This is a genomic window from Treponema ruminis (assembly GCF_014201975.1).
Lineage (GTDB): Bacteria > Spirochaetota > Spirochaetia > Treponematales > Treponemataceae > Treponema_D > Treponema_D ruminis.
In genome coordinates this window covers 93176-115658 of record NZ_JACHFQ010000009.1, presented here as the reverse complement: position 1 = coordinate 115658, position 22483 = coordinate 93176, and the positions used below count along the sequence as shown (strand labels likewise).

6 protein-coding genes are annotated in these 22483 nt (G+C 42.1%); 2 read left to right on the top strand and 4 right to left on the bottom strand.

Features of this window, described 5'->3' with window-relative positions; all coding sequences use genetic code 11:
• The first annotated feature begins 185 nt into the window (after positions 1 to 185).
• A complete protein-coding gene (locus HNP76_RS13300) occupies positions 186 to 15965 on the top strand; it encodes an RHS repeat domain-containing protein (protein WP_184661355.1) in 15780 nt (5259 codons plus the stop codon).
• Positions 15966 to 16057: 92 nt separating this feature from the next.
• Here HNP76_RS13300 and HNP76_RS13295 read toward each other — a convergent pair whose 3' ends face one another.
• From HNP76_RS13295 to HNP76_RS13285, 3 genes are all read right to left on the bottom strand, one after another.
• Entirely contained in the window at positions 16058 to 18841 is a 2784-nt protein-coding gene (locus HNP76_RS13295) for a hypothetical protein (RefSeq protein ID WP_184661353.1), read from the bottom strand.
• A 313-nt stretch (positions 18842 to 19154) separates the two neighbouring features.
• Positions 19155 to 19415, bottom strand: coding sequence for a hypothetical protein (locus HNP76_RS13290; protein WP_184661351.1), 261 nt, complete (start codon positions 19413 to 19415; stop codon positions 19155 to 19157).
• 51 nt (positions 19416 to 19466) lie between these two features.
• Positions 19467 to 20333 (bottom strand): PD-(D/E)XK nuclease family transposase, encoded by an 867-nt coding sequence (locus HNP76_RS13285; RefSeq protein WP_246462699.1) that lies wholly within the window; start codon positions 20331 to 20333, stop codon positions 19467 to 19469.
• Positions 20334 to 20533: 200 nt separating this feature from the next.
• Here HNP76_RS13285 and HNP76_RS13280 point away from each other — a divergent pair, with 200 nt between their 5' ends.
• A complete protein-coding gene (locus HNP76_RS13280) occupies positions 20534 to 21154 on the top strand; it encodes a hypothetical protein (protein WP_184661349.1) in 621 nt (206 codons plus the stop codon).
• Positions 21155 to 21254: 100 nt separating this feature from the next.
• Here the strand turns inward: HNP76_RS13280 and HNP76_RS13275 are convergent, their stop codons facing one another.
• Positions 21255 to 22274, bottom strand: coding sequence for an RpnC/YadD family protein (locus HNP76_RS13275; protein WP_184661347.1), 1020 nt, complete (start codon positions 22272 to 22274; stop codon positions 21255 to 21257).
• Positions 22275 to 22483: the final 209 nt, after the last annotated feature.

Here is a 22483-nt window from a genome sequence, read left to right as displayed (position 1 = left end):
CCTCTTATCAAATTCTTAAAATAAAATTGAATAAATTTCTCCAAAAATATAAATTTTATGACAAAATTAACATTTTCTTATTAAAATTTTCACTTTTTGTCATACTATTTCAAGTATATCCATGTTATAATTTTAGCAAAATTTTCTAATCATCTAAAAGTGTTGTTGCTTGGCTGGAGGCAATTATGAAAAAAAGTGTTGTTAAGTTGTTACAGAGCTTTCTTTTACTTGGTGCTTCAATTCTGTCTGGTTTTGCTTTTTATTCTTGTGGTGAAGACGCCGGTTTGGGTGGTGCCATCGATACTAAGGCACCGAGTCTGTCCATCGATTATCCAAAGGAATCTGGTTCTGCAATCCGTGATCAATTCATTCTTGCGGGTACTGTAACCGACGATAAATCTATCGCCCGCGTTACTGTAAACGTAAAGAGCCTCGATGACGGCGGCAAAATTTCTGATACTTATTCCGCAAGTTTCGACCCTGTCAAAAACCGATGGTGGGTCGACATCAACCGTTATGATGCTTCTGCTGCCGGCTATTACAACGGCTGGCAGTACCCGGACGGCAACTATGAGTTCAGCGTTACTGCATTTGATAATGCGGGCAATAATTCGGGAACTTATTCAAAGACATTCGAAATCGACAACACTGCGCCTGTTTTCATTATTTCAAATCCTGGCGTAATCAAAAAGACCAACCTCAGCGCATCTGCTTATGGTTCACTCTTTACAATTGACGGTACAATTTCTGACAACCACACAATTTCTTTCATGGACGTAACAATCTATGATGCCAGCGGAAAATGCGTTTCATCAGAATCTTACGAAGGTGAAAATCTTCCATATTATCGCGAAGAAGATATTGCAACTGCCGGCGGAACAAGCGTTCAGATTGCTCAGTATTCAAAAGAGCCTTCAACAGCCCTGAACACTCGCTACAGCCAGCTTCATGAGTCTGAGTCAGGCACGGAATATTACTATGCTGAAATCAAGCTCACTGACTCTACAAAAGTTTACCGCAATCCATGGGGTGAAGACGCCCGCTCAGCTGATGAGATTTCTGCCGAGCAGCTCGGAAATTCAACTTCAAAAGTCTATCTTTACGATGATGTCTATGCAAGCCTCATGAGTGCCAAAAAAGGTTTGGGCTTGAGTGCGGCAAATCTCAAGGATATTATTTCTGGCGTTTATTCAGGTTCTGCCAGCAAGGAATCTGTTCTCCAGACCCTCAATGAAAAAGTTTATGACACTTCTCTTGTTGAAGATGACCCGATGGCCAATAAACTCAGCTTCTCCCTCAACCCGGAGGCAAACCCGACTTACAATGTAAACGGATTTGAATTCGGATTCGGTGACGAGGCAGTACTCAGTGCATCATCAGGAAATACCGTTTCAGTAACAATTTCTGCCGGCCTCGACAAGACAAACATTGCTCCGGAAGTCGTTCGCGTATGGATGAAAACTTACGTCCAGAAACCGACAGACCAGGCTGCCGTCAAGAGTGATTTGATTACCCTTGGAAAAGAAGTTGTAAAATTTGAAAAATACAATGATGACTTTGCCGGATTTATGGATAAGCTTCACGAAACTCCTGAAAATCCTGCAACTACAATAACAACCGGCGGTGCAAACTGGGTTCTTATCTATGATTATTCACTCAACAACTCAAGAAGCAGCTCTGTAAGCACAAAAACATTCAGCGTAACCCTTCCTGACGGAATCGAACTTTCAAAATACTACATCCTCGGCGTAACAGGTTGCGATATCGAAGACCTTGAATTCGCACAGAACACAGTTTACGGATTTGAGGGAAATACAGCCGGCGTTCCTCCGACAATCGACATCGAAACTCCAGACAACCTTTCAGTCTGGGCTAACTTTGCCGCTCCTTCATTCTCAGGAACAGCAAGTCTTTCAACAAAATCTCTTTACGTCTCAGAACTTACAGCAAGCCTCAGCATCATCGAAGACGGCTCAACAAAGAAAAATATCGGAGAATTTACCGATACAATCACATGCAAAATCGAAAATGATGAAAAGGTCTGGTCTACTTCTGCTGCCCAGGCCCTCACATATGATAAAACAGAAGACAAATGGCATCTTGATGCATCAAAACTTCCGGGGCTGCTTGAAGTCTACGGGAAGGAAGCTCCTAAAGGCGTCTTGTGGCTTGCAACACTTAAAGTCTCTGGAAAATCTTCTTCCGGCCATACAGGCGAAAAAACTCTGAGCGTCAAGATTGATACAGTCGCACCTGTAGTCAGCATTTCTTCTGTAACACCGACAGTTCTCGGCTCTGAATACTTCGGTGACAGCGACACGAACACTTACCTCAACGGCGAAATTTCAATCAAGGGCAATATTTCTGATACAAACCTTCTTGAAACTGAAGCTGCCGTAACTTATGACGTTCTTGCAAGCATTGGTGACGAGGAACCTGTTTCAATTCTCGCTGATTTGATTGCAAACAAAGAAGATGTGGGAGCTGATTTCGACGGCAAACTCGGCAGCGTCTATTCTATAAACGAAAGCTTTGACACAAGGGCGATTTCAAAATTCTTCCATGATTTTAAAGAAAAAGGCGAAGATGAAAAGATTAAGATTGAAGTCGTTGTAACCGCAACCGACAAGGCCGGCAACAAGGGCAGCTATTCTTCAAGCCTTCTCAATGGCGGCAAGAATTTCGTAATTTACCAGGAAACTGACCGCCCGAAGATTGAACTGGGTAACGCAGAACTGTCAATTACAAAGGCTGAAAATGTAAAAGTCAACCACAACCTCTTCGGCACAACAAGCAACAACAAACTCACGGTAAATTTCTCTGATGATGACAGCATCGCTGAATATGAAGTTTATGTTTACGATGAAAAAGGCGAGCTGGTCAAAGAAACAGAAGTTTCTGCCCAGACAGACAACGTAAAGGCAAATCCATACAAATACTATCCAGGAAAGACAACAGCCGCTTTGAGCTACGTCCTTCCTTCAAAAGAAGCAAAATATCAGGTTGAAATCAAAGCCCGCGATTACCTTACAACAGGCCTGAACACAAATCCTTATGGAGAAAAATCAGTCGGCAAATTCTTCGTCGCCGTTGATTCTGGTGCACCGGAGGTAGAGATTTCAAAACCGGATTTGAACAGTTTCCAGAGCGGTTCAATTCAAGTCAGCGGAAGTGTTTCAAAAGCAGTTGATTTGAAAGGAACTCTGGTAGAAAACAGCCAGAATGCAGCTGCTCCAAAGACTTTTGAAATTAAGTCTTCTGAAATGACAAAAGATGGAGACTCATACACTTGGAAATGGGAGAATACGGTCGCAAATGACGGCGCATATTCTATTAAAGTAGATGTAACGGATATTTACGGTCAGACAGCCGCAAAAACACGCGCATTCAAAGTTGATACAAAGTCTCCTGAAATTAAAGCGACAACAACATCAGTTGATAATAATAATAGACTCGTTCCTCTCGATGAAATGGAATACATCACCCTTAAAGCTGATGTTACGGATGGTGCGGATTCTTCAAGCGTTGCAGGCATTTCAGTTGTAAAATATCTCCTTACAAAAGATAAATTCTCAGCAGATGCCCTCAAAGATGAAAACATCGCCCAGATAAAATCAGCCTTTGAAGGCAATGACTGGACTCAGATGAACCAGGGTGGCACTGTTGAGGCAACAAACGTCACAAGCTTCAATGCCAGCGTGCCAGTCAAAACATTTGCAACAGATAAAAATTATTTCGACGGCGAAGCATATGTCTATGTAGCAACAGAAGATAACGTAGGAAACTTCAAGATTTCGGAAGATCCGGTCGTGCTTAATTTTGATGAAAAGGCTCCAAAAATCGTAGTAGTTGATTTTGACGGTTCAACAGAAATCGAAACAAACGGAATCGGAAAAGCAACAACTCCAGATCAGAAACTCACTGTAAAAGTTGAAGATACAAACGTAGATAAATTAGAGTCTGGTGATGTCAAACTCGCGGTTGGCGGTGCAACAGAACTTGCAGGCGGCAAGGGCAAGTCATTCGTTGTAACTCCGGCATGGGAAGGATTCCTGGTCAACGGTGAGACAAAATACGAAGATACAAAGACTGCCACATTCACTGCAACTGACACACATTCTCGAAAATCAACAAAAACCGTTATTTTGAAGTGTGATACTTATGCACCTCGCGTAGTCCTCACACGAAAAACTGGTGATACATTCTCAAATTCAAGTTCAATTGAATTGACGGGAACAATCGAAGATAAAAACATTTCCGGCACTTCTGAATACTTTAAGCTTTATCTCGTTCCGCCGGCTTCAACATCATTTGATGTAAAAGAAGGTCTCGTAACATTCGTAAAAAATGGTGAAAAATACGAATTTACGGCAAACATCACAGGCCTCAACGACACAGAGTACAACATCGCAATTATTGCCAAGGATTCATTCGGAAACGAAGCAAAATATTCAACAGATGCTTCAAAAACAACTGCAAAAACAGGCAGCAACACGGATTTGGTCACAAAAATCGACGGCGGTTCAATCTCAATCGACTCGCTTGCGCCAAGTTCTAATATTAAGCTTGACACCAATGGAAAACTTCTTGATCGTCAGAAAGCATCTGTTACAAATGCTAATCCTCACGCTCTCGACTTCGGAAGCACATATTACACAGATAATACATTCATTCTTAAAGGAACAATCACAGAGACGAACCTTATCGAGAATGCGGCACAGGCTGGTGGCTTCCCAGGAACAAAAGAGCCAACCCTCACAATTTCAAAAGAAGGTGTGTTGGAAGCTGAGTTGACACCTTCAAATGACGGGCCATTTATTCTTGGTGCAAATGACGGCAACGGCAAATATGAATGGTCATACACTCCAAACTATGATGAGGACGGCTCAAAAGATGCCCTTTACGAATATACACTCACTGTTTGGGATAAATCAAAACAGAGTTTCTCAAAATCTGTAACAGTAACTCTTGATACAAAAAAACCGGAACTTGCATTCACAAGCCCAAGTGAAAACGAAAGCTTTGAAAGTAACCCGGCAGCAAAAGTCGCATATTCTGATGACGGTGTTGGAATCAAGGAATATACTTACAAACTCTTCAGCATTTCGGATGATGGAACAGAAAATGAAAAAACAATTGAAACAAATGCAATCACAAACGGAAGCGCAACTGGTTCTGTTAATTTGACAAGTGCTGTAGGCTCTACAGAAGGTTCTTACAAAATTACTGCACAGGTAGAAGATTATCTTGGTCATAAATCAGAGCTTGTTGAGAGAAACTTCTATCTTGATACCAGCAAGCCAACAGTTGATGAAAAAGCCATTGGATCTAGCGGTCTTACAACAAACGCAGGAACAATCACTTTGACAGGTGTTGTTTATGATACGAACGCTTTGTATCAGAATGGTGCAACTGGTACTGTAAAAATCTCTGGCACATGGAACGGTCAGAATCGCAGTGTAAATGTAACTGTAACACCTAAAGCAGAAACTGTTGACGGAAAATCTTATACAGCAAAACAGTACGCTACATGGACATATACATTCAACACTGCAAATTACAAAGGTCCAAATAATGAAAGTGCCAATACATCTGTAGAAAACTATCTCCCAGACGGCACGTATAACTTTGCAATTATCGCAACCGATACAGCGGGCAAAACAAACCAGATTAGCCGAACTGTAACTGTTGATACTGTTGCACCGAAGTTTGGAACTGGAGTGGCTTCGGATTCAAACACTACAAATGTTGCGCCATACGTTTCAACTACATCTGTAACATCAGACTCAGAAAAATGGTACAAGACAAACGAACTCAGATTCGCAGGAACTGCAACTGATACATTTGACGGTGTAGCAGGTACGGGTATTAAGGAAGTTTATTACGAGACTTCAACAGACGGCTCAAGCTGGACAAGGGGTGATTATTTTGCAGGAACTTCTTCATGGGCTGGTACTGTTCAGAATCTCGTCCATAATTCAACTCAGGTTCGTGTTGTTGTAGTTGATAACGCAGGAAACAAAACTGAATCTGACCCATTAGGAAAATTCAACATTGATATGGTTGCGCCGACTTCAACTATTGTTCTTACACCAGCTTCTGGTGGAAAACTGCTTGATTCTGCAAAGAATACAGGGGCAAGCGTTGTTTTTGGAAAGACATATTACACTGACAGTACGTTTACTCTCGGCGGTACAATCACAGAGGAGAATATTGATCCAAACAATCCTCCAAAACTCACTGTGTCAAAAGACGGAGCTGCGACAACCACTGTAAACTTTACAACTGATGTAACTACAGCTGGTGCATGGACTTACACAATTCCAGACTTTGCTGCAAATAATGCTGATGACGGACAGTATGTATACACACTCACAGTCAATGATAAAATTGGAAGTGACCATGAATTCAAGGAATCTATAACCGTCATTGTGGATACAAAGACACCAGATGCGTCTATTACTGCTCCTGGTGATGGTGATCAGTTCTTGGCAACTAATCTTCCTGTAGCAAAAATTGCATATTCTGATGATGGCGTTGGAATTGATACGTCAAGCTCAACTGCAATCAAATATATTGTAAAAAATATCACTGACTCTTCGAATGTTACTGATGTACCAGGAACAAATTACTCTGTAAATAACAGAAGTGCGACTGGTCAGGCTACATTTAACAGCTCATTCAATGCAGAGGGTTCGTTCACAGTTTATGCCGAGGTAGAAGATTATCTCGGACATAAAGCACAAACAGAAACTCGTACGTTCTATTATGATGTTGCCCCACCGACACTTACAGAAACAAAGGTCGGCTCAAACGGAATCACAACAAACGGTCTCGAGGCAACTGGCGGAACAGGTACTGAATCTGCTAGAAAGTTCACATTGGAAGGAACTGTTTCTGATTCTAACGCACTTTATGACAACGGAACTTATCATTCAACTGGAGATAATGTAATTGTAATCTCTACAAATGAAAAACTGTCTAATGGAACGACACGAACTCGTACATGGAATATTCAACTTGAATCTGGTTCTACAAAGAAATCTGGAAACTGGAAAAAAGACTTCATTATCGGTTCTGGAGAAGGTGTCGATACAGATGCAGAGAATTATCTCCCGGATGGAACTTACACGTTCTCAATCAAGGCAACCGATGTTGCTGGCAAGACTACAATTGAAGCACGTACTGTAAAGGTTGATACAGTTGCACCACAGTTTGGTGAAGAAGAGCCTTCTGAGACAAATACAACTAACGTCAAACCTCATGTTTCAACAAAGGTTAGTGATGCTGACTGGTATAAGACAAACAGCCTGCGTTTTGAAGGAACCGCTAGTGATAATGGTGGAACTGGAATTGAAAAAGTTTACTATCAGATAGGTACAAAAAATGATAGTGGTTCTTATACTTGGGGTGATGAAACAGCCTTTGCGGGTACAGAAACTTGGGCAGGAACAGTCGATAATCTCAAATCACAGAAGTCAATGATTCGTATTGTTGTAATCGATAATGCCAAAAATAAATCTGTGGTAAAAGAACTCGGCCCATGGAAGATTGATATGACAGAGCCAACCCTCACTTCTGGTTCAGTTGAAGTTAACAATGCAAAAGTTTCTGAAGAAAATCCATTCTACTCAAAGGGTGCAAAAGATGGTGCTTCTGCGGTCAATCCTGTTGTTACATTTAAGGTAAGTGATGAGGAAAATGGCAGTGGCATTGCAAAAGTTGACGTTCATCTCTACAGCAAGGCAACAGATACAACTGCTGCTGATGTAATTCATATTACAGATGTCGCTGCTGATGGTTCTTGCACGGCAGGAATTCCTGCAACATATATTACAAAATCAGGAACTGCATACGCACGAATCTACGACAATGCGGGCAATGCTACTGACGTGAATTTGTTCGCGCTCACTTATGATACTACGGATCCAAAGATTATTAGCCCAGTTCTTGAAGAAAAGACTGCAAACTTCAAGGCTTATAAGACTAAGGATAATAACGGAAAAGAATTCTACTATGTAAATAATAGCGATGGTCACAAATTCACTCTTTCTGGTGTTGCGACTGACAACCTTGGTCTCAATAAAATCACGCTTTCTATTACAGACGGCACAAAAACACTTGATACTGTCGAAATTGTTGATAATCCTGCAACAGCAAACAAAGATGAGCTTGCCGATTGGGTATTCGACAACATTGATTTGCACACATTGTCTGGTGATAATACAAAGGTAACACTCACATTGTACGACAAAGCTGGCAATAAAGCTGAATCAATTATCTCAATCAAGTACGACACAGATGTTCCAGCCGCACTCCATGAACTTGATGGTTCTGGAAAAGACTACACATTCCGAATTGGTGACGGTATTGGCGGAAAGTATTCTCCGGGAACTTACGGAAACAATACAACAATCATGATTCGCGGATACTTCACTGAACCTCTCAGTGGTCTTTCAATGCTCTATTACAAAGTTTTGCAGACTCAGCCGACCCAAGATTATGCAGATACATTCCTTGCTAATTACACAGACGGTTCAACAGGATTCGCTGCACTTTCTTCTGAGAAGGAAGCAACTGTTTCTAGTAGTGCTTCTGGTGATAAAACTGTTAAATCAAACTTCGAGACAACAGTCTCTTCATTCCAAGAGGGCAAAAACTACCTTCTCCTCGTGGCTGTAGATAACGTTGGTAACGCTGCTTTGGATACGGTTTCAGTTGGAACTGGTACAGATGCTGTTACAGGTTGTTACTCAATCAACGTAGATGTAAAAGCTCCAGAAGCAGAAGCAAGCGATATGAATGCTCACCTCACGAACGGTGAATCAGACATCGTGATTACAGGAACTGCAAAAGATAATCCTTCTGACGGTGCTTCTGGTATCAAGTCGATTGTGGTTTCTTTGACTATTGATGAACAACACAAATATAAGAGTTCAGATAAAAATCCGAAAATCACAGTTGAGCCAAATCCAGCTGTTACAACGACAACAGATGCTTCAATTGCTAACTGGAAGGCAACAATCAGTAAAGATTTGTTCGCTGATGAAGACCTCACTTCTGGTAACTTCACTGTATATGCAACAGTTACTGATAACGCAGGAGAAGTGAAGAGCAATTCACAGACTTCAAACATCGGCACAATCACTGTGGATAAGAAGCTTAAGAAAGTTATTCTCAACGCTCCAGCGGATGCTGACAAAACAACATCTGTCCGTGAAATCAATGGAATCATTGATTTGACTGGTACGGTCGAAGATGATAACCCATTGTCAAATACAGCAATCGTTGGAATTCAGTATGTTGCGGCTCCGCTTGATGCTCAGAATAAGGCAAGGGCTTTTGCAGATTTGTCAGATGCTGAAAAATCTGCGCTCGCATGGACAACCCTCACAAATAGTGAGAAAACCGCCGTACATGGCGATATGACAAATCTTTCTCTTTCTGGCAACTACACCTTTAGTATCAAGAACTTCGATACAACAAAGATTGAGCCTTTGAACGACGTTGCTTACTACATCCGTGCAAAGGCACAGGACAAGGCTGGCAACATCGGATATTCTGAAGCAATTCCTGTGACAATTTCTCAGGATTCAGACCGACCTGTAATCAAGCTCACGAACCTCACTGATCTGGGAGCTGGTTCAAGTCCAAGATTCGTTCTTAAATATGGAACAAAATCTCAGGTCATCGCCACAGTTGATGATGACGATGGAATTGCTGAAGTCTACTTCTCTGAGACTAGCTACACTGGGGCTACTGGACAAACAGCTCCAAGCACAGATGTGTCTGACTACTCTGAGACAAACGGTACTGTCACATTCACACCTGTTACTGCTAATACGAATGCCATTAGTCCTGATAATAAGAATGGCGATGGACCAAAAGGCTTCTATATATATGTGAAAGATAAGGCTGACAATGTCTTCTACACAATGTATGACACACAAAACGGAACGAACTATCTCAAGGTTCCGAAAGTCAAGATTGGTAATTACCATGAAAACTCTGCTGATGCGGAACCGTTCGCATATCAGTCAGACTCAACTTCTCCGGCTGTAGATGATATTCGTGGTCTTGCATTCAAAGCTGGAGCAAGTGCAACTACTGCAGGTGATGTTAACGGCGGCCTTAACAATACTTCAAAACAGTACACTGAATATGAAGCCGTAAATACAAGTTACATTCTTGGTGGAACAGAACGACAGTGGGCACAGTTCCAGGTTGTCGCAAACGATGCCAGCGGAATTGCAGGCATCGCAATGGAAATCACATACACCAAGAAAGATGGTACGAAAGTAACAAAAACTTTCAGTTCTCATAACGACTTCAAGATTGATGCAAACACAACAGTTACTGCGGCTGACAACTTTAAAGGTTCTGGTAATAACGCAACTTGGACAACCGATAAAGTCTCATTCGCCGATGCAAAGTCTGACAGCGTTGCAATTAAAGTCGTTCCGTATGACAAGCTCGGCTTGGTTGGTAACGGAAACGTCACTCTCATGGTGGACAATACTCCACCGACAATCAAAGTCACCAGCCCTGCAAGCGGCGAAGAAAAAACTGGTTCTGTTTCATTCACTGGTACTGCATTCGACGATGGAAATGCTGGCACGGAGGAAATCTTCTGGCTTATTCCAAAGCAGAGTGACATTCCTGATGCTACTGTTGCAGAAGCTACAAAACTTGAAACGCTCAAAGCTTTGACATGGAATGGTGGTAGTTCGGCTATGCCAATTAAAGCAACCGTCACATCTTGGCAGTTTGACTTTGATGGAAAGTACGATGTCGCTACATCTAATACTACAACTCATGTTTATAAAGCCGGCAATCCGATGCTTGATGTCTATGATTCCGATGTTTATGCTAAGACAATTACAGACGGAGTTTATACATTGCCAATTTACTTCCTTGCAATTGATAAGCTCGGAAACTACGACATTAAGACAGATTATGTGATTCTCCATAACCCGGACGGCGACCGACCAAAAGTTGTGTTCACTTATCCGACAGTTTCTTACTATGATAAGAAAGCTGGTAGTACAACTGAAACAGAAAAATATGTTACCCTTGGCGGAACAATTCGTGCAACAGGTAGTGCGGAGATTCCTTCAAACACGACTACGGTCAAGAATGTTTATATTCAGATTGGTGACCTGAATGCAGATGGAACTGGAACTTTTGCGGCTTCTAAGGCTGCTGCACAAGCGACAATGACATCTTATGGTTTCGCTATTGTTGACGCTTACACTGTAATCAACGCAATAAAGGGAACTGAATATACTTCTTCATCTACATTCTCTGATGGTGACCTTAAGGCACTCGGTTTTGCTTCTAAAACGGATTTGGATGCTTGGTGGGGTATTCAGACCAACGGAACTGCTTCTTGGAATATTCCTCTAAATGCAGACGGAAAAATGAACCCTCCAGAGGCAACCGGAACGACTACGGAAACGACAAACAATATCTCTATTCGAGCTTGTGGTATAAATGCCGATGGAAAAATGGGTGCATGGACTCAGCAAGACAATGTGATTGGAATTCATATTGATAATGCCGCTCCGTCACTTTCTGCAAATGTAGAGCAGTTTGCACCTGCTATTACAAGTGCGACAACGTCTGAAGCGTTAAAAGCTTTGACCCCAAGTGTAAGTCAGAACTATGAGTCTGACATGTACTTGCGCGGCCAGTGGTATCTTGTCGTTAAAGCTCTTGATGCTTCTGATATTAATACATTGAAGGTAAACGGTCTTGACCCAACATACAAATTTGCTGTGTCTGAATCTGTTAATGGTAAGACTAAAAAAGGATATAAGATTTTTATTCCTATTGACAAGTCTGGTGATTCTGCTTCTTACAAAGTAACAGCGATAGACTCGGATGCAACAAGCCATACTGCAGAACAGACATTCTCGTTTAAGATTGATAACAAGGCTCCTTCATTGGAAAGCATCACTGCAAACGGTGCTGAATTCTCTGCTATTAATATCGTTCAGAACTCAAACTACAAGTTTACTGTTGCTGGAAAATCAACTGACGAAGGTTCTGGAGTTGAGCGTGTTGTATTCTATTACATGCGAAAGCTTGGAACAACGCCAATAAAGAGCACGACAAATGCAAATGATGTTGTTATTAACCCGATGATTCAGCCTTCTGGTGATGATTATAGTGGTGCTAAAGTTTCTATTAATGCTGGTGATATTGAAGTCTTGACTCTTACTCAGCCAAGCGAAACTGCTGGTGGCACAGCTTCAACTTATGATTTGTACGCACGCAAAGTAAGCGGAACTGCAACTACAACGACATTCAAAGGCACATTTGATGCTCATGTACGTGTTGGCGGATTGATTACTTTCGACAAGACTATCTTCCGAAGAATCACAGCTAAAAGCTCAACAGCAGTTACATTCGAGCCTGCTCTTACAAGTGCACCAACAGAAACTGAAACTGTTACAGCATACTTCCCGATTGCTCAGGTAATCGACAACTCTGCTACAGAAAAGACATCAAGTGACAGCGAAAATCCGTTCACATTCGAAAAGGGTGATGACGGAGACTTGATGCCAGAATCATTCTCAAAGACTTCTTCAACTTGGACTTGGGATGCTTCAATCCATTCTGACAACTTGCCGGACGGTCCGATTTCTCTTGTAATCCTCGCATTCGATGAGGCTGGCAACGTCAGCGGAACGACAATCAACACAAGCGTATCAAACAACGCTCCACGTGTTGCAAAACTCTTCCTCGCAACCGACTTGAACAACAACAAAAAATTCGAGGAAGAAGAATTTGAGGAATACAGCATCATTGGTGCAGAGGGCAAAGAGAAGGATAACTATGTCCTTGATTTCGATGCTACGGATTCAAAGGGCAAGAAAAAGTTCTCAGCAGGAAAATTCACTGCAAAGAACAAGCTTGCCGTAGTTCCTGAAATCGTGGGCGGTAACAAGTCAATCATGCTCGTTGCAAAGAAAGAAGCGGACGATGCAAGTACAGCAACTGCTCGCGCAGCAGCTGCCGGCACTCAGATTAATTCAATCGCAAGCGGTACTTCAGCCGGAACCACGGTAGAAGAGACGACAACATACTCTGCAAGCATCGCAAAAACAGACAAGGATGCCGCTTCAGCTTACTCAATCACAGCCCCAAGCTTCGCAGCCTCTGCCGCCGACAACAAGTTCTACGCATACGTGCTTGAGAACAGCGTGCTCACAGGCAAAACCGCCTACGCAGAAGCTGACGACGGTGATGGAAAGGCACTTTCATTTACGTTCTGGGACGAGACCGAGGAGACTACCCAGGGAACTGACTCACAGAAAGCCGTTGTGCTCGTCAAGGGATTCAGCTACGACCTCACCGACGGCAAATCACCGACTGTCGTTGTCAATCCGTTCTACTGGCAGTCGCTCACATCGAACTCAATTTATGGCTCAGATGTTCAAGATGCGGTTTCTTCTGTAAACGATCTTCAAGGTCATATCGAACTTGAAGATGATTTGCCGGATACATTTACAACATCTGGTACTGGTATAAATGACCTTGACCCGAAAGTCTCTGGAAAGATTACATTCACAGGTACGGCTTATGACGAGCACTCACTTGCTTCTATCAGCTTTACGTTTGGAAAAGGCGAAACAACAACGCTCAGCGGAACAATCGCAACCTATGGCTATGATGAGGAACAAGGAATCTCTACTTGGAAGCTTTATGATGGCAACAGCACAAAATCTATCTCGGCTAACGGTTATGAAGCAAGCGTCTCAGTCGTATCGACAAATGCGAAGGGCGAGAAAGTTGACACCTACGGCGTATTTGATGATAAAGTCTACTTCGGTCAGAAAGGACACAAAATCTACTGGACTCTGAGCATCGACACCGAAAAAGTCAGCAAAAAAGCTGATACGGACATGACTCTTACAGTCCTTGCGACAGACCTTGCTGGCAATACGACAGAGATTTCTGGCGAGAATGTAATCCAAGCTCCAACTACGAGCGGAGGTTACATACCAGGTCAGGAACTTACAACAACCGTCAAGTATACCGTAACTGACGGAACAACGAACTATCCTGTTTACAAGATGGATGTTGTTCCATACGTCAAAAGTATTACGACATCTTTGACATCACTTAGACGAAATAATCCAAGTGTTTTCACTCGTTCAGCACGCGGTCATTATGCTGTTCGTTCGAATGAAACAGTAACTTTGAATGGATTCAATTTGGGAACAAACACCTCTGTGCAGATTTCAACGCTTCAGAAATCTGGTATCTATAATCCAAAGGTAAATGAAATCGAAGCAATCAATAACCATAATGCAAACGACAGTCATGGTGTATACGCAAAAACTGTTAATCTTGCAGAAAAACCAAGTGGCGATAAAACTGTATATGCAAATTACTACAACCGCCAGCCAAACGGAGATAACAATAATTTGCTCACTGATGATATTTGGTTTGATATTTGGGAATTTGATAATGAGGCAGCAAAACCTACAAGCTTCCATATTACAGATGCAGTTATGAAGATTAATCCTCGAAACAATATGATTGGATTTGCGTTTGCGAACGGACAATTCTTGTATTGTATGCCAAACTGGAATACTTCATATACAACCTGGCAGAGTAGCTTTGAACAGTATCGTTCTGTAGGTCTTGCATATGATTCTGCTGGATATTCGTATGGAGTAGCTTCTGGTGGAGATAATAATACACACCAGGCGGATTTGTTCAATTTTATGACTTCTAAATTTGGAGTTGGAACTAGTTCTGGTAAAACAGGATCTACTGGTGGTGATAAATCATTACGAGTAGAATCTATCGGTCAGATGTATGATGATGGTGATGGAGTTAAAGAGAACCCTGGTACTGATGAATTATATGTAGATAAAGACAGAATTCAAAGTCCATCAATTGCTACATCACGTCCTGGTACTGGCACAACGAATATTTATCTGGCGTATTATGATAATATTAATGATGAACTTCGATTCCGAAGTGGCTCACTTGGAGACCCAAATACGGAAGGAGGAACTAGAGGAAAAACAAACATTGGAACAATTACAGACAGCTTCACTGGCAATGAATTAAACATTGGAAGCTCTGGTGCAAAGGATTATAACTATGGTTTCTATGATCCAAGCAAAGCTCAGATTGTTGCAAATAAATCTGGACAAGGTTTGCTTGGCAGTGCCGGTAATTATGTTTCTATTGGTGTAGTAAAGAAAATTAATCAAAATGGACAGACCACCAATGACGATGTTATCGTAATGGTTTGGTATGACCAGTGGCATCGTAAATTATGCTTTGCATATAATGATACACCTCTTACTGAAAGGACTGGAGTCAGTATGGCTGGATGGACAAAAGGACCTGATATTTTGGATGTCGGCGGTACATACTGTAATCTTGCAGTTGATGCAGACAATGGAATACACATAGCTGCATATAGTGAAAGTGATTTGAAATATGCATATCTTTCAAATTATAAAGACGGAACTCCAGACGTATGCACTGTAGATTCTTACGATATTGTTGGAACAAATCTTACAATCGATGTCGCAAAAACAGGAAGTCAAAATATTCCGTACATTGGATATTATGCAACTTCACAATGCCTTCCTAAATATGCATACCTTGTTTCTGATAGTATTCAATCTGGTTCAGATAGTGTAGATTGTTTCACAGGTAAATGGGAAATTACATATTTACCATCTGACACTTCAACAAGATCTGTTCCAGAAGAAAGAATCAATGTTGGTGTATTCAAAACAGCAGCTGGAGCAAGAACTTATTCAACGACTAATAAAGCTGCTCCAACAAATGGTAATACCAACATAGGTACAAAAGATTCAGGTAAGGGTAATGGTACTTGTTATGGAAATGGTACAGACAACCCTGTATTGGGCTACGTAGTAAAGAACAGTAGTAATTCTAGCTACATAGAAACTGCACAAATGAAATAGTGCAAACAGATAAAACAAGAAATCCCCGAAAGGCTGTATGCTTTTCGGGGATTTCTTGTCATTGAGGGAATATTTTCCCTCAATGAGTGATTTTACTTGCGCATTGCAGTTTCAATGTAGCCGATTGAACCTTTTGTAATTGCATAACCAACAACGACTTCGGATGTGCCATTTGGCTTAATCGTACTTCCGTCTGCGGTTGGAGCAACTGCCGTTGCGGTAGAAGCTGGAGTATAGTTTATAACCCCATTAGCTCTATTTTTCCATACTGCAATCTGAATGTTGTCATTTCGAACTTTTGATGTTGTTGGCAACAAAGAAACTTCCCATGAACCAGTAAACAAGTTCGTATCAGTATCAGCTCCATTTGGAACAATTGGAGCTGTTTTGTTAATTCCATCTGGAAGATATGCAAATTTTGGCATTGATCTCATACCTTCTGCATAATAACTGATGTATGGAATTACATTTCCTGTAGCTGTTTTTCTACCTACATCAAGTTCAAGATTTGAACCAATCTGTGAATAAGAATCTACAGTTGCCTTATAAATAGTCTCAGAATTATAACCTGGCATATAAGCATATTTCAAATCTGAATTAATTTCATCAAAACATGCAATATGAATACCACCAACTGAGTCTGCCTTGATTTTACAATATGCACCAGCATCTTCAAAGATAACCTTCGGTTTTGACCACTTATTGGCTACAGCATCAGAATTTGCATCGGTATCATCTTTTGTTCCATAGCGGTACATATAATTCAAGTTTGTACCATCATACCAAACAACCACGACAATATCAGTGTTAATGCCAGTTCCAGGAATTGCATCAATTGAAACATATTCTCCAGAAACATTTCCTGTACTTCCACCAGCAATTAAACTATAGTAATCAGCATGGGCATCAAAAGCTCCGTGCAAATTATATGAATTATTTGTATCATCAGAAACTGCATCGTTGCTACCCTTCTTTTTAGAGTCATTAATTTGACCGAATTGAGTGAAATTAGCAGTTCCATCACCTGTGGATCGAGTAAGTGCATTAATTTCTCCGTACCTGAATCTTATCTGCTCGCTATTAGTATCACAATATGCAATATAGACTCTTGGGAAACCTGATTCTGCTGACGCCGTAGCAATGGAAACATCGGAAAAACGTTCCTGATCAAGTGTACCAGCACCACCTATTGAATCCAAAGCAACTTGAGTTCTTCTTTGGAAGTTTCCATAAGATTGATCCTTATAATCAGCATCATTTCTGTTACCGCCTCTTCCTTTATGCCCAAACGCACTATTCGTATAATTCATACGTCCTGCATAATTGCTATTAGGTTCCGTATCCAGACCTACAGCAATTGTATGTGCATATCCAGAATAGTCATAAGCCATTGCAATTCCATTGTAGTCTGCATAGTTCTTTTGCCACAACTCAAATGAATTTGTCTGGCTTGGCATACAGAAATGTGCAGGGCCACTTGCAAATGCGAAACCTACAACATTATTACTTGGATTTATACGCATAATAGGCTCTTTTATCTTACCTTTATTTCCTTGTGCACCGTCCTTGAATTCCCATATATCGAAATAGACATCATCCGTGAGCGTAAGGTTTGTCGTGTTATTTGGCTGACGGTTGTACATGTTCGCAACCTTTGTCTTTTCAGCAAGACCTTCTACGCTTACATTATATGCACCATGAGAACCGTTATTGTTCTTGTTGTTGATGCTTTCGATGCTGTTGACAGTATGTACGTATTCACGAGTTGTCAAACCAGAAATTGTCGTTTCGTTCAACGTAAAGTCAGCATTGTCTTCGGCAAGATTGAAGCCCTTCAATGTAACGGAATTTTCGCTACTTGAAATTGGGTAATGACCTCTTGCAGTACGTGAGTAAATCTCAGGATTAGTTTTATCGTTTCCTGCAAGTTTTGTCACAACCGACGTAATATATGGCACAACGTCCATCTTGTAAATCGGATAGTTCGTTGTTCCGTCAGTTACGCTGTACTTGACGGTTGTTGAAAGCTCCTGGCCTGGGATGTAGCCAGTGCTCTTATCCGGTGCTTGAACTTCATTTTCTCCAGCTGTATTTGTACCGCTTGTCTTTGTCGTGTTGGCTGCAAGGTCTTCTGCGATTACTGTAAGTGTGACCTCCTTATCAGCAATTTTTGTGATTTTTGCAGTGTTTATGCTCAGAGTCCAGTAAACCTTGTGACCTTTCTGTCCAAAGAAGGCTGTATCTTCGTAAACTCCGTAAGTTGCAGAGTTTCCTTTTGAGTCTTTTTCAGCATCTTCAATTGTAACTTCATAGCCATCATCTGCCATTTTTGCATCAGATTTTACCCAAGCACTTGTCGCTGTGTCATAATGAGCAAGTTCTTCGTTCGTAAATTTATCACCAAATGTGAAGGTGATTTTACTCAAAGAATGCTCGTCGTAAGCAGTACCAGTGAACGTGATTTTACCAGAGACTTTCGGGTCGCCGTCGTATACAAAGTTTTTCTTGGTTGAGTCGGTCTCTGCCTCGTTATTCTTGTAAGCGTCAGTTTCCTTCCAATCTGATTCAAGCTCGATGTGTCCCTGCAATTCTGAGATTGAAGAGACTGAGTAAGAATCTCCGGTCTTTGCGCCAGAACCATAGATTGAGTTGCTGTTCAAGCCCTTCCAGTAGAACGGATTGACAACGACAGTCGGTGATTTGCCGTCGGTGAGGTCGTAGCTGAATCCCTTGACGAGCACAACGGCTTTCTGTGAGTCAGTTCCCTGGGTAGTCTCCTCGGTCTCGTCCCAGAACGTAAATGAAAGTGCCTTTCCATCACCGTCGTCTGCTTCTGCGAAGGCGGTTTTGCCTGTGAGAACGCTGTTCTCAAGCACGTATGCGTAGAACTTGTTGTCGGCGGCAGAGGCTGCGAAGCTTGGGGCTGTGATTGAGTAAGCTGAAGCGGCATCCTTGTCTGTTTTTGCGATGCTTGCAGAGTATGTTGTCGTCTCTTCTACCGTGGTTCCGGCTGAAGTGCCGCTTGCGATTGAATTAATCTGAGTGCCGGCAGCTGCTGCGCGAGCAGTTGCTGTTGGTAGAATTTAATTGTTTGAAGAAAATAAATTTTTATATCAATGAAACGCCCCGAAAAGCAAAGCTTTTCGGGGCGATTTTTTTTGTCCAGTGGAATTTTGGTTCTGCAAAAATCTATTTTGTAACGCCGGCGGCCTCGCGTTCTAGCTCTTCTTTTAGGGCGAGAACTTGCTCTAATGGGAGTGAACAACAGTCCGCGATTTCTTTTTCAGAAAGTTTATTCAGAGAAAGCAAATTCTTCGCGTTGGCTATGGCAGTTTCTTGTACGCCTCGCTTAATGCCATTTTTTAAGCCACGTTTCAAGCCTTCTGCAAGAGCGATTTTTCTAGCTTCGGCCGCTCTTTCTTTTCCATATTCTTCTATAATCCTACACATAGTTCTGACTCCTTCTGTTTCTTGCTTGTGGTAGCGAACTTTTTCGGCTAGCTAGTTACTGACAATGGCCGCTTCGCATTCAAGCTCCTCTTTGAGGGCAAGAACTTGCTCCAGGGGGAGTGTTGTGATTTGTGAAGCCTGTTCGGGAGCAAGTCCGAGTTTTAAGGCATTCCTAGCGTTGGCGATGGCAGTTTCGTGAACTCCACGCTTCAATCCTTCTGCTCTGCCAAATGCTTCTCTCTCTTTTCCGTATTCCTCAACAATCCTACACATAGTTCTGACTCCTTCTGTTTCTTGCTTGTGGTAGCGAACCTTTTCCGCTAGTTCGCTGTAATTCATTTCATCGGCATTGGGCGTACAAAAATCGTGCATCAATTTGCCGAGCGCGTCATCACCACGATATCTTCCATTCACGTAAATTATATTACACCCGTCGTCAAATGGCAAATACATGGATTCGGTTGAGGTCACTTCAACCGTTCTTTTGATTTTGTAGAACGGTTGCCCTAGTCCGTAATAATCATTCTCGGTTATGAAGATGATATACGTTTCTGGAAGCTGTGTGAAGTCTTCTTTCTTTTTGAGACTGTGGCTGTCGAGCATAGCCTGATTGTAACGAACCCGCTTGGACGACGCCCCTTCATCCGCCCTTTGAACCTCGACGTTGTACACTTTGCCTTGCGTGTCCTCAGCGAGAATATCCAGCCGGACAGAACGCCCGAAAAGGTTCCGTTTTTCTTTCTGAGTCGTGACTTTCTTAACGCGAAGATCGTCACGGTTAAGAAGGATCCGCAGAAGAAATTCCGTGATTTCGTTGTCCCCGTCGAATACTACAGTCATGAAGTCATCGTCCATGAGGCGCATTGCTTGGATTCTTGCGAGCATTGCCGGATCGATTGTGTCCAAAAAACTTGGCATGTTTTCCTTACCTCCATACCTATTTATTTCCTTTAAAAGTGCGTTTTCGGCAATGCAAATTCAAATTTGTCAGAAAAATCCAAAAAAAAATTAAGAAATAAACTGAGAAGCTCTTTTTTTTACAGAAAATCCCGCCCAGCCGTGGAACCCCGAAGTTCTGGAGCGAACGAAGAGAGCGGAAGAATGAGCGTGAGCGAAGGGTGGAAGGGCGCAAGGAAGTGGATTTGCGCCAATATCGCAGGCACCTCAAAGAAATCGTAACGCTCACATCTGACAACACAAATAACGGCGTAACAGGTTTGACAATGCGCGACACCCTGGTTGCAGCATTTGAGCTCGTAAGTGCTGCAATTGATGATCTTTCAACTGGTACAGGAAAAGGATACCCTGTTGTAGCTTATTACGATGCAACTAACTCTAGACTTAAGGTTGTGTGTGCTTCTGCACAAAAACCAAATGTAGCTGCAAACTGGACGCGACTTGATACAGGTAAGACTTGTTCTGGTGAAGTCAGCATGAAGGTTGACGGTGCAAACAGCGTCAAATATGCTTACCGTACAGTTGCTCCTGCCGGTGATACAGTTCACGAAAACCGCTGGGATTTCATGATTATCCCGGCACTCGGAACTGGTCACTACGCACTCAAGGAGAATAAGGTTTCTATTGAGTCAAGCAATAACTGGAGTTCAACAACAGCTTCAGTCCTGCAGAATCAGCTGGATACAACACAGCCAAAAACTGCAACTCCGGCAACTGTTGATTCAGTTCTTGCATATAAGACTTCAAAGGCTTACGAAACAGCTTACCTGAAGAAAGAGTAGGCAAGTGAAAGTCTAAACACCACAGCCCGCATGCACGACATCTTTTGTACATGCGGGCTGTTTTTTTGTAAGAAAGTTCACTTAAACAATCACCGCCACATTATTTGACGGCAATTTCATCCTTGACTTCCTCTTTGAGTGCCAGCACCTGTTCCAGCGGCAGGGAACAACACTTTGCAATTTTCTCTGGGGATAAATCGGTTTCACTGAGCAAGTTCTTCGCGTTAGCAATGGCGTTCTGTCGTTCACCTTCGATTTTACCTTCACTTCGACCAATCGCTCTGCCGTCGTCATAGCCATCCTCGTAGCCTTCGGCACGGCGGTTACGGTCATAGTCTTCCTGATTGAATTCTGTGAGAAGGTTTCCGACAATATTCATCCGCTGCTCCTTAAAGTATCCGTCTAGAAAATTGCCTTTAATGGCAAAGTCCACGGCCTCGTTGATTGCGTCTTCCGGCTTCATTCTTTTGTCCAGATTCGTCTTTACCCGGTCAACGAAGACACAATAATGATACAACGACTCGCACTTTTTTTGAAGACATTCGTTGTGATTTTTGTTGATGTTGATTACGGTTGCCGTCCATTCGAACTCTCTGCTCTCATCTTTTACTTCGAACAAATCGGAAAGCCTGTATTTTACGATATCGTCTTGTTCCTGCTGACCGTTGTAGAATACAACAAACTTCGGCGAAGGAATCTTGATTCTCGCCCGGCCGAAAATGTCCAGATTCTGCTTTGCGACTTCCTTCTGATAAAGCTGGGAGAAGTAAATCAGTCCCCTGAGCGGCATGTTGGGATTGACCGTAGACTGTTGCTCGAAGAGGTGCATCTCCGAGTTTATCAGGAAGGACAGGTCGTTCTTCATGGTGACGTAGATGACATCATCAATCGTGGTGATTTCGAGAGCTGAAATGTCGGTGTAGTTTTTGTCACTAAGCGCGTTGTAAAGCGAGAGAAGCCAGCGTTTGCTCCGATCATCCTTGCCACTGTAAATCGAGCGGAAGAGCGTATCCCGGAAAGTCCTTTTCGTTGCGTCAATGCCCGGCAAGTTTACTGTTTTTGCCGTCTTATCCTTTACTCTCGTTCGATTATTCTTAATTGCCTTTGTTTTCTTTTTCATAAAAACTCCTTTGAATTAATATGTGTAAGCTCTTTTTTCTTACACATATTAATTGCCAAAATTTTTGCGTTTTCGGCAATGCAAAATGAAAGAAGTCAGAAAATTCCAAAAAAATTTGAAAATGGCGGCAAATTATTCAAAAACACCACAGCCCGCATGCACGACAATCTATCGTACATGCGGGCTGTTTTTTTGTAAGAACGTTCACT

Coding starts and splice junctions, on each gene's coding strand:
- HNP76_RS13300 (WP_184661355.1), top strand. CDS start 186: ATGAAAAAAAGTGTTGTTAAGTTGTTACAGAGCTTTCTTTTACTTGGT.
- HNP76_RS13290 (WP_184661351.1), bottom strand. CDS start 19,415: ATGTGTAGGATTATAGAAGAATATGGAAAAGAAAGAGCGGCCGAAGCT.
- HNP76_RS13285 (WP_246462699.1), bottom strand. CDS start 20,333: ATGCCAAGTTTTTTGGACACAATCGATCCGGCAATGCTCGCAAGAATC.
- HNP76_RS13275 (WP_184661347.1), bottom strand. CDS start 22,274: ATGAAAAAGAAAACAAAGGCAATTAAGAATAATCGAACGAGAGTAAAG.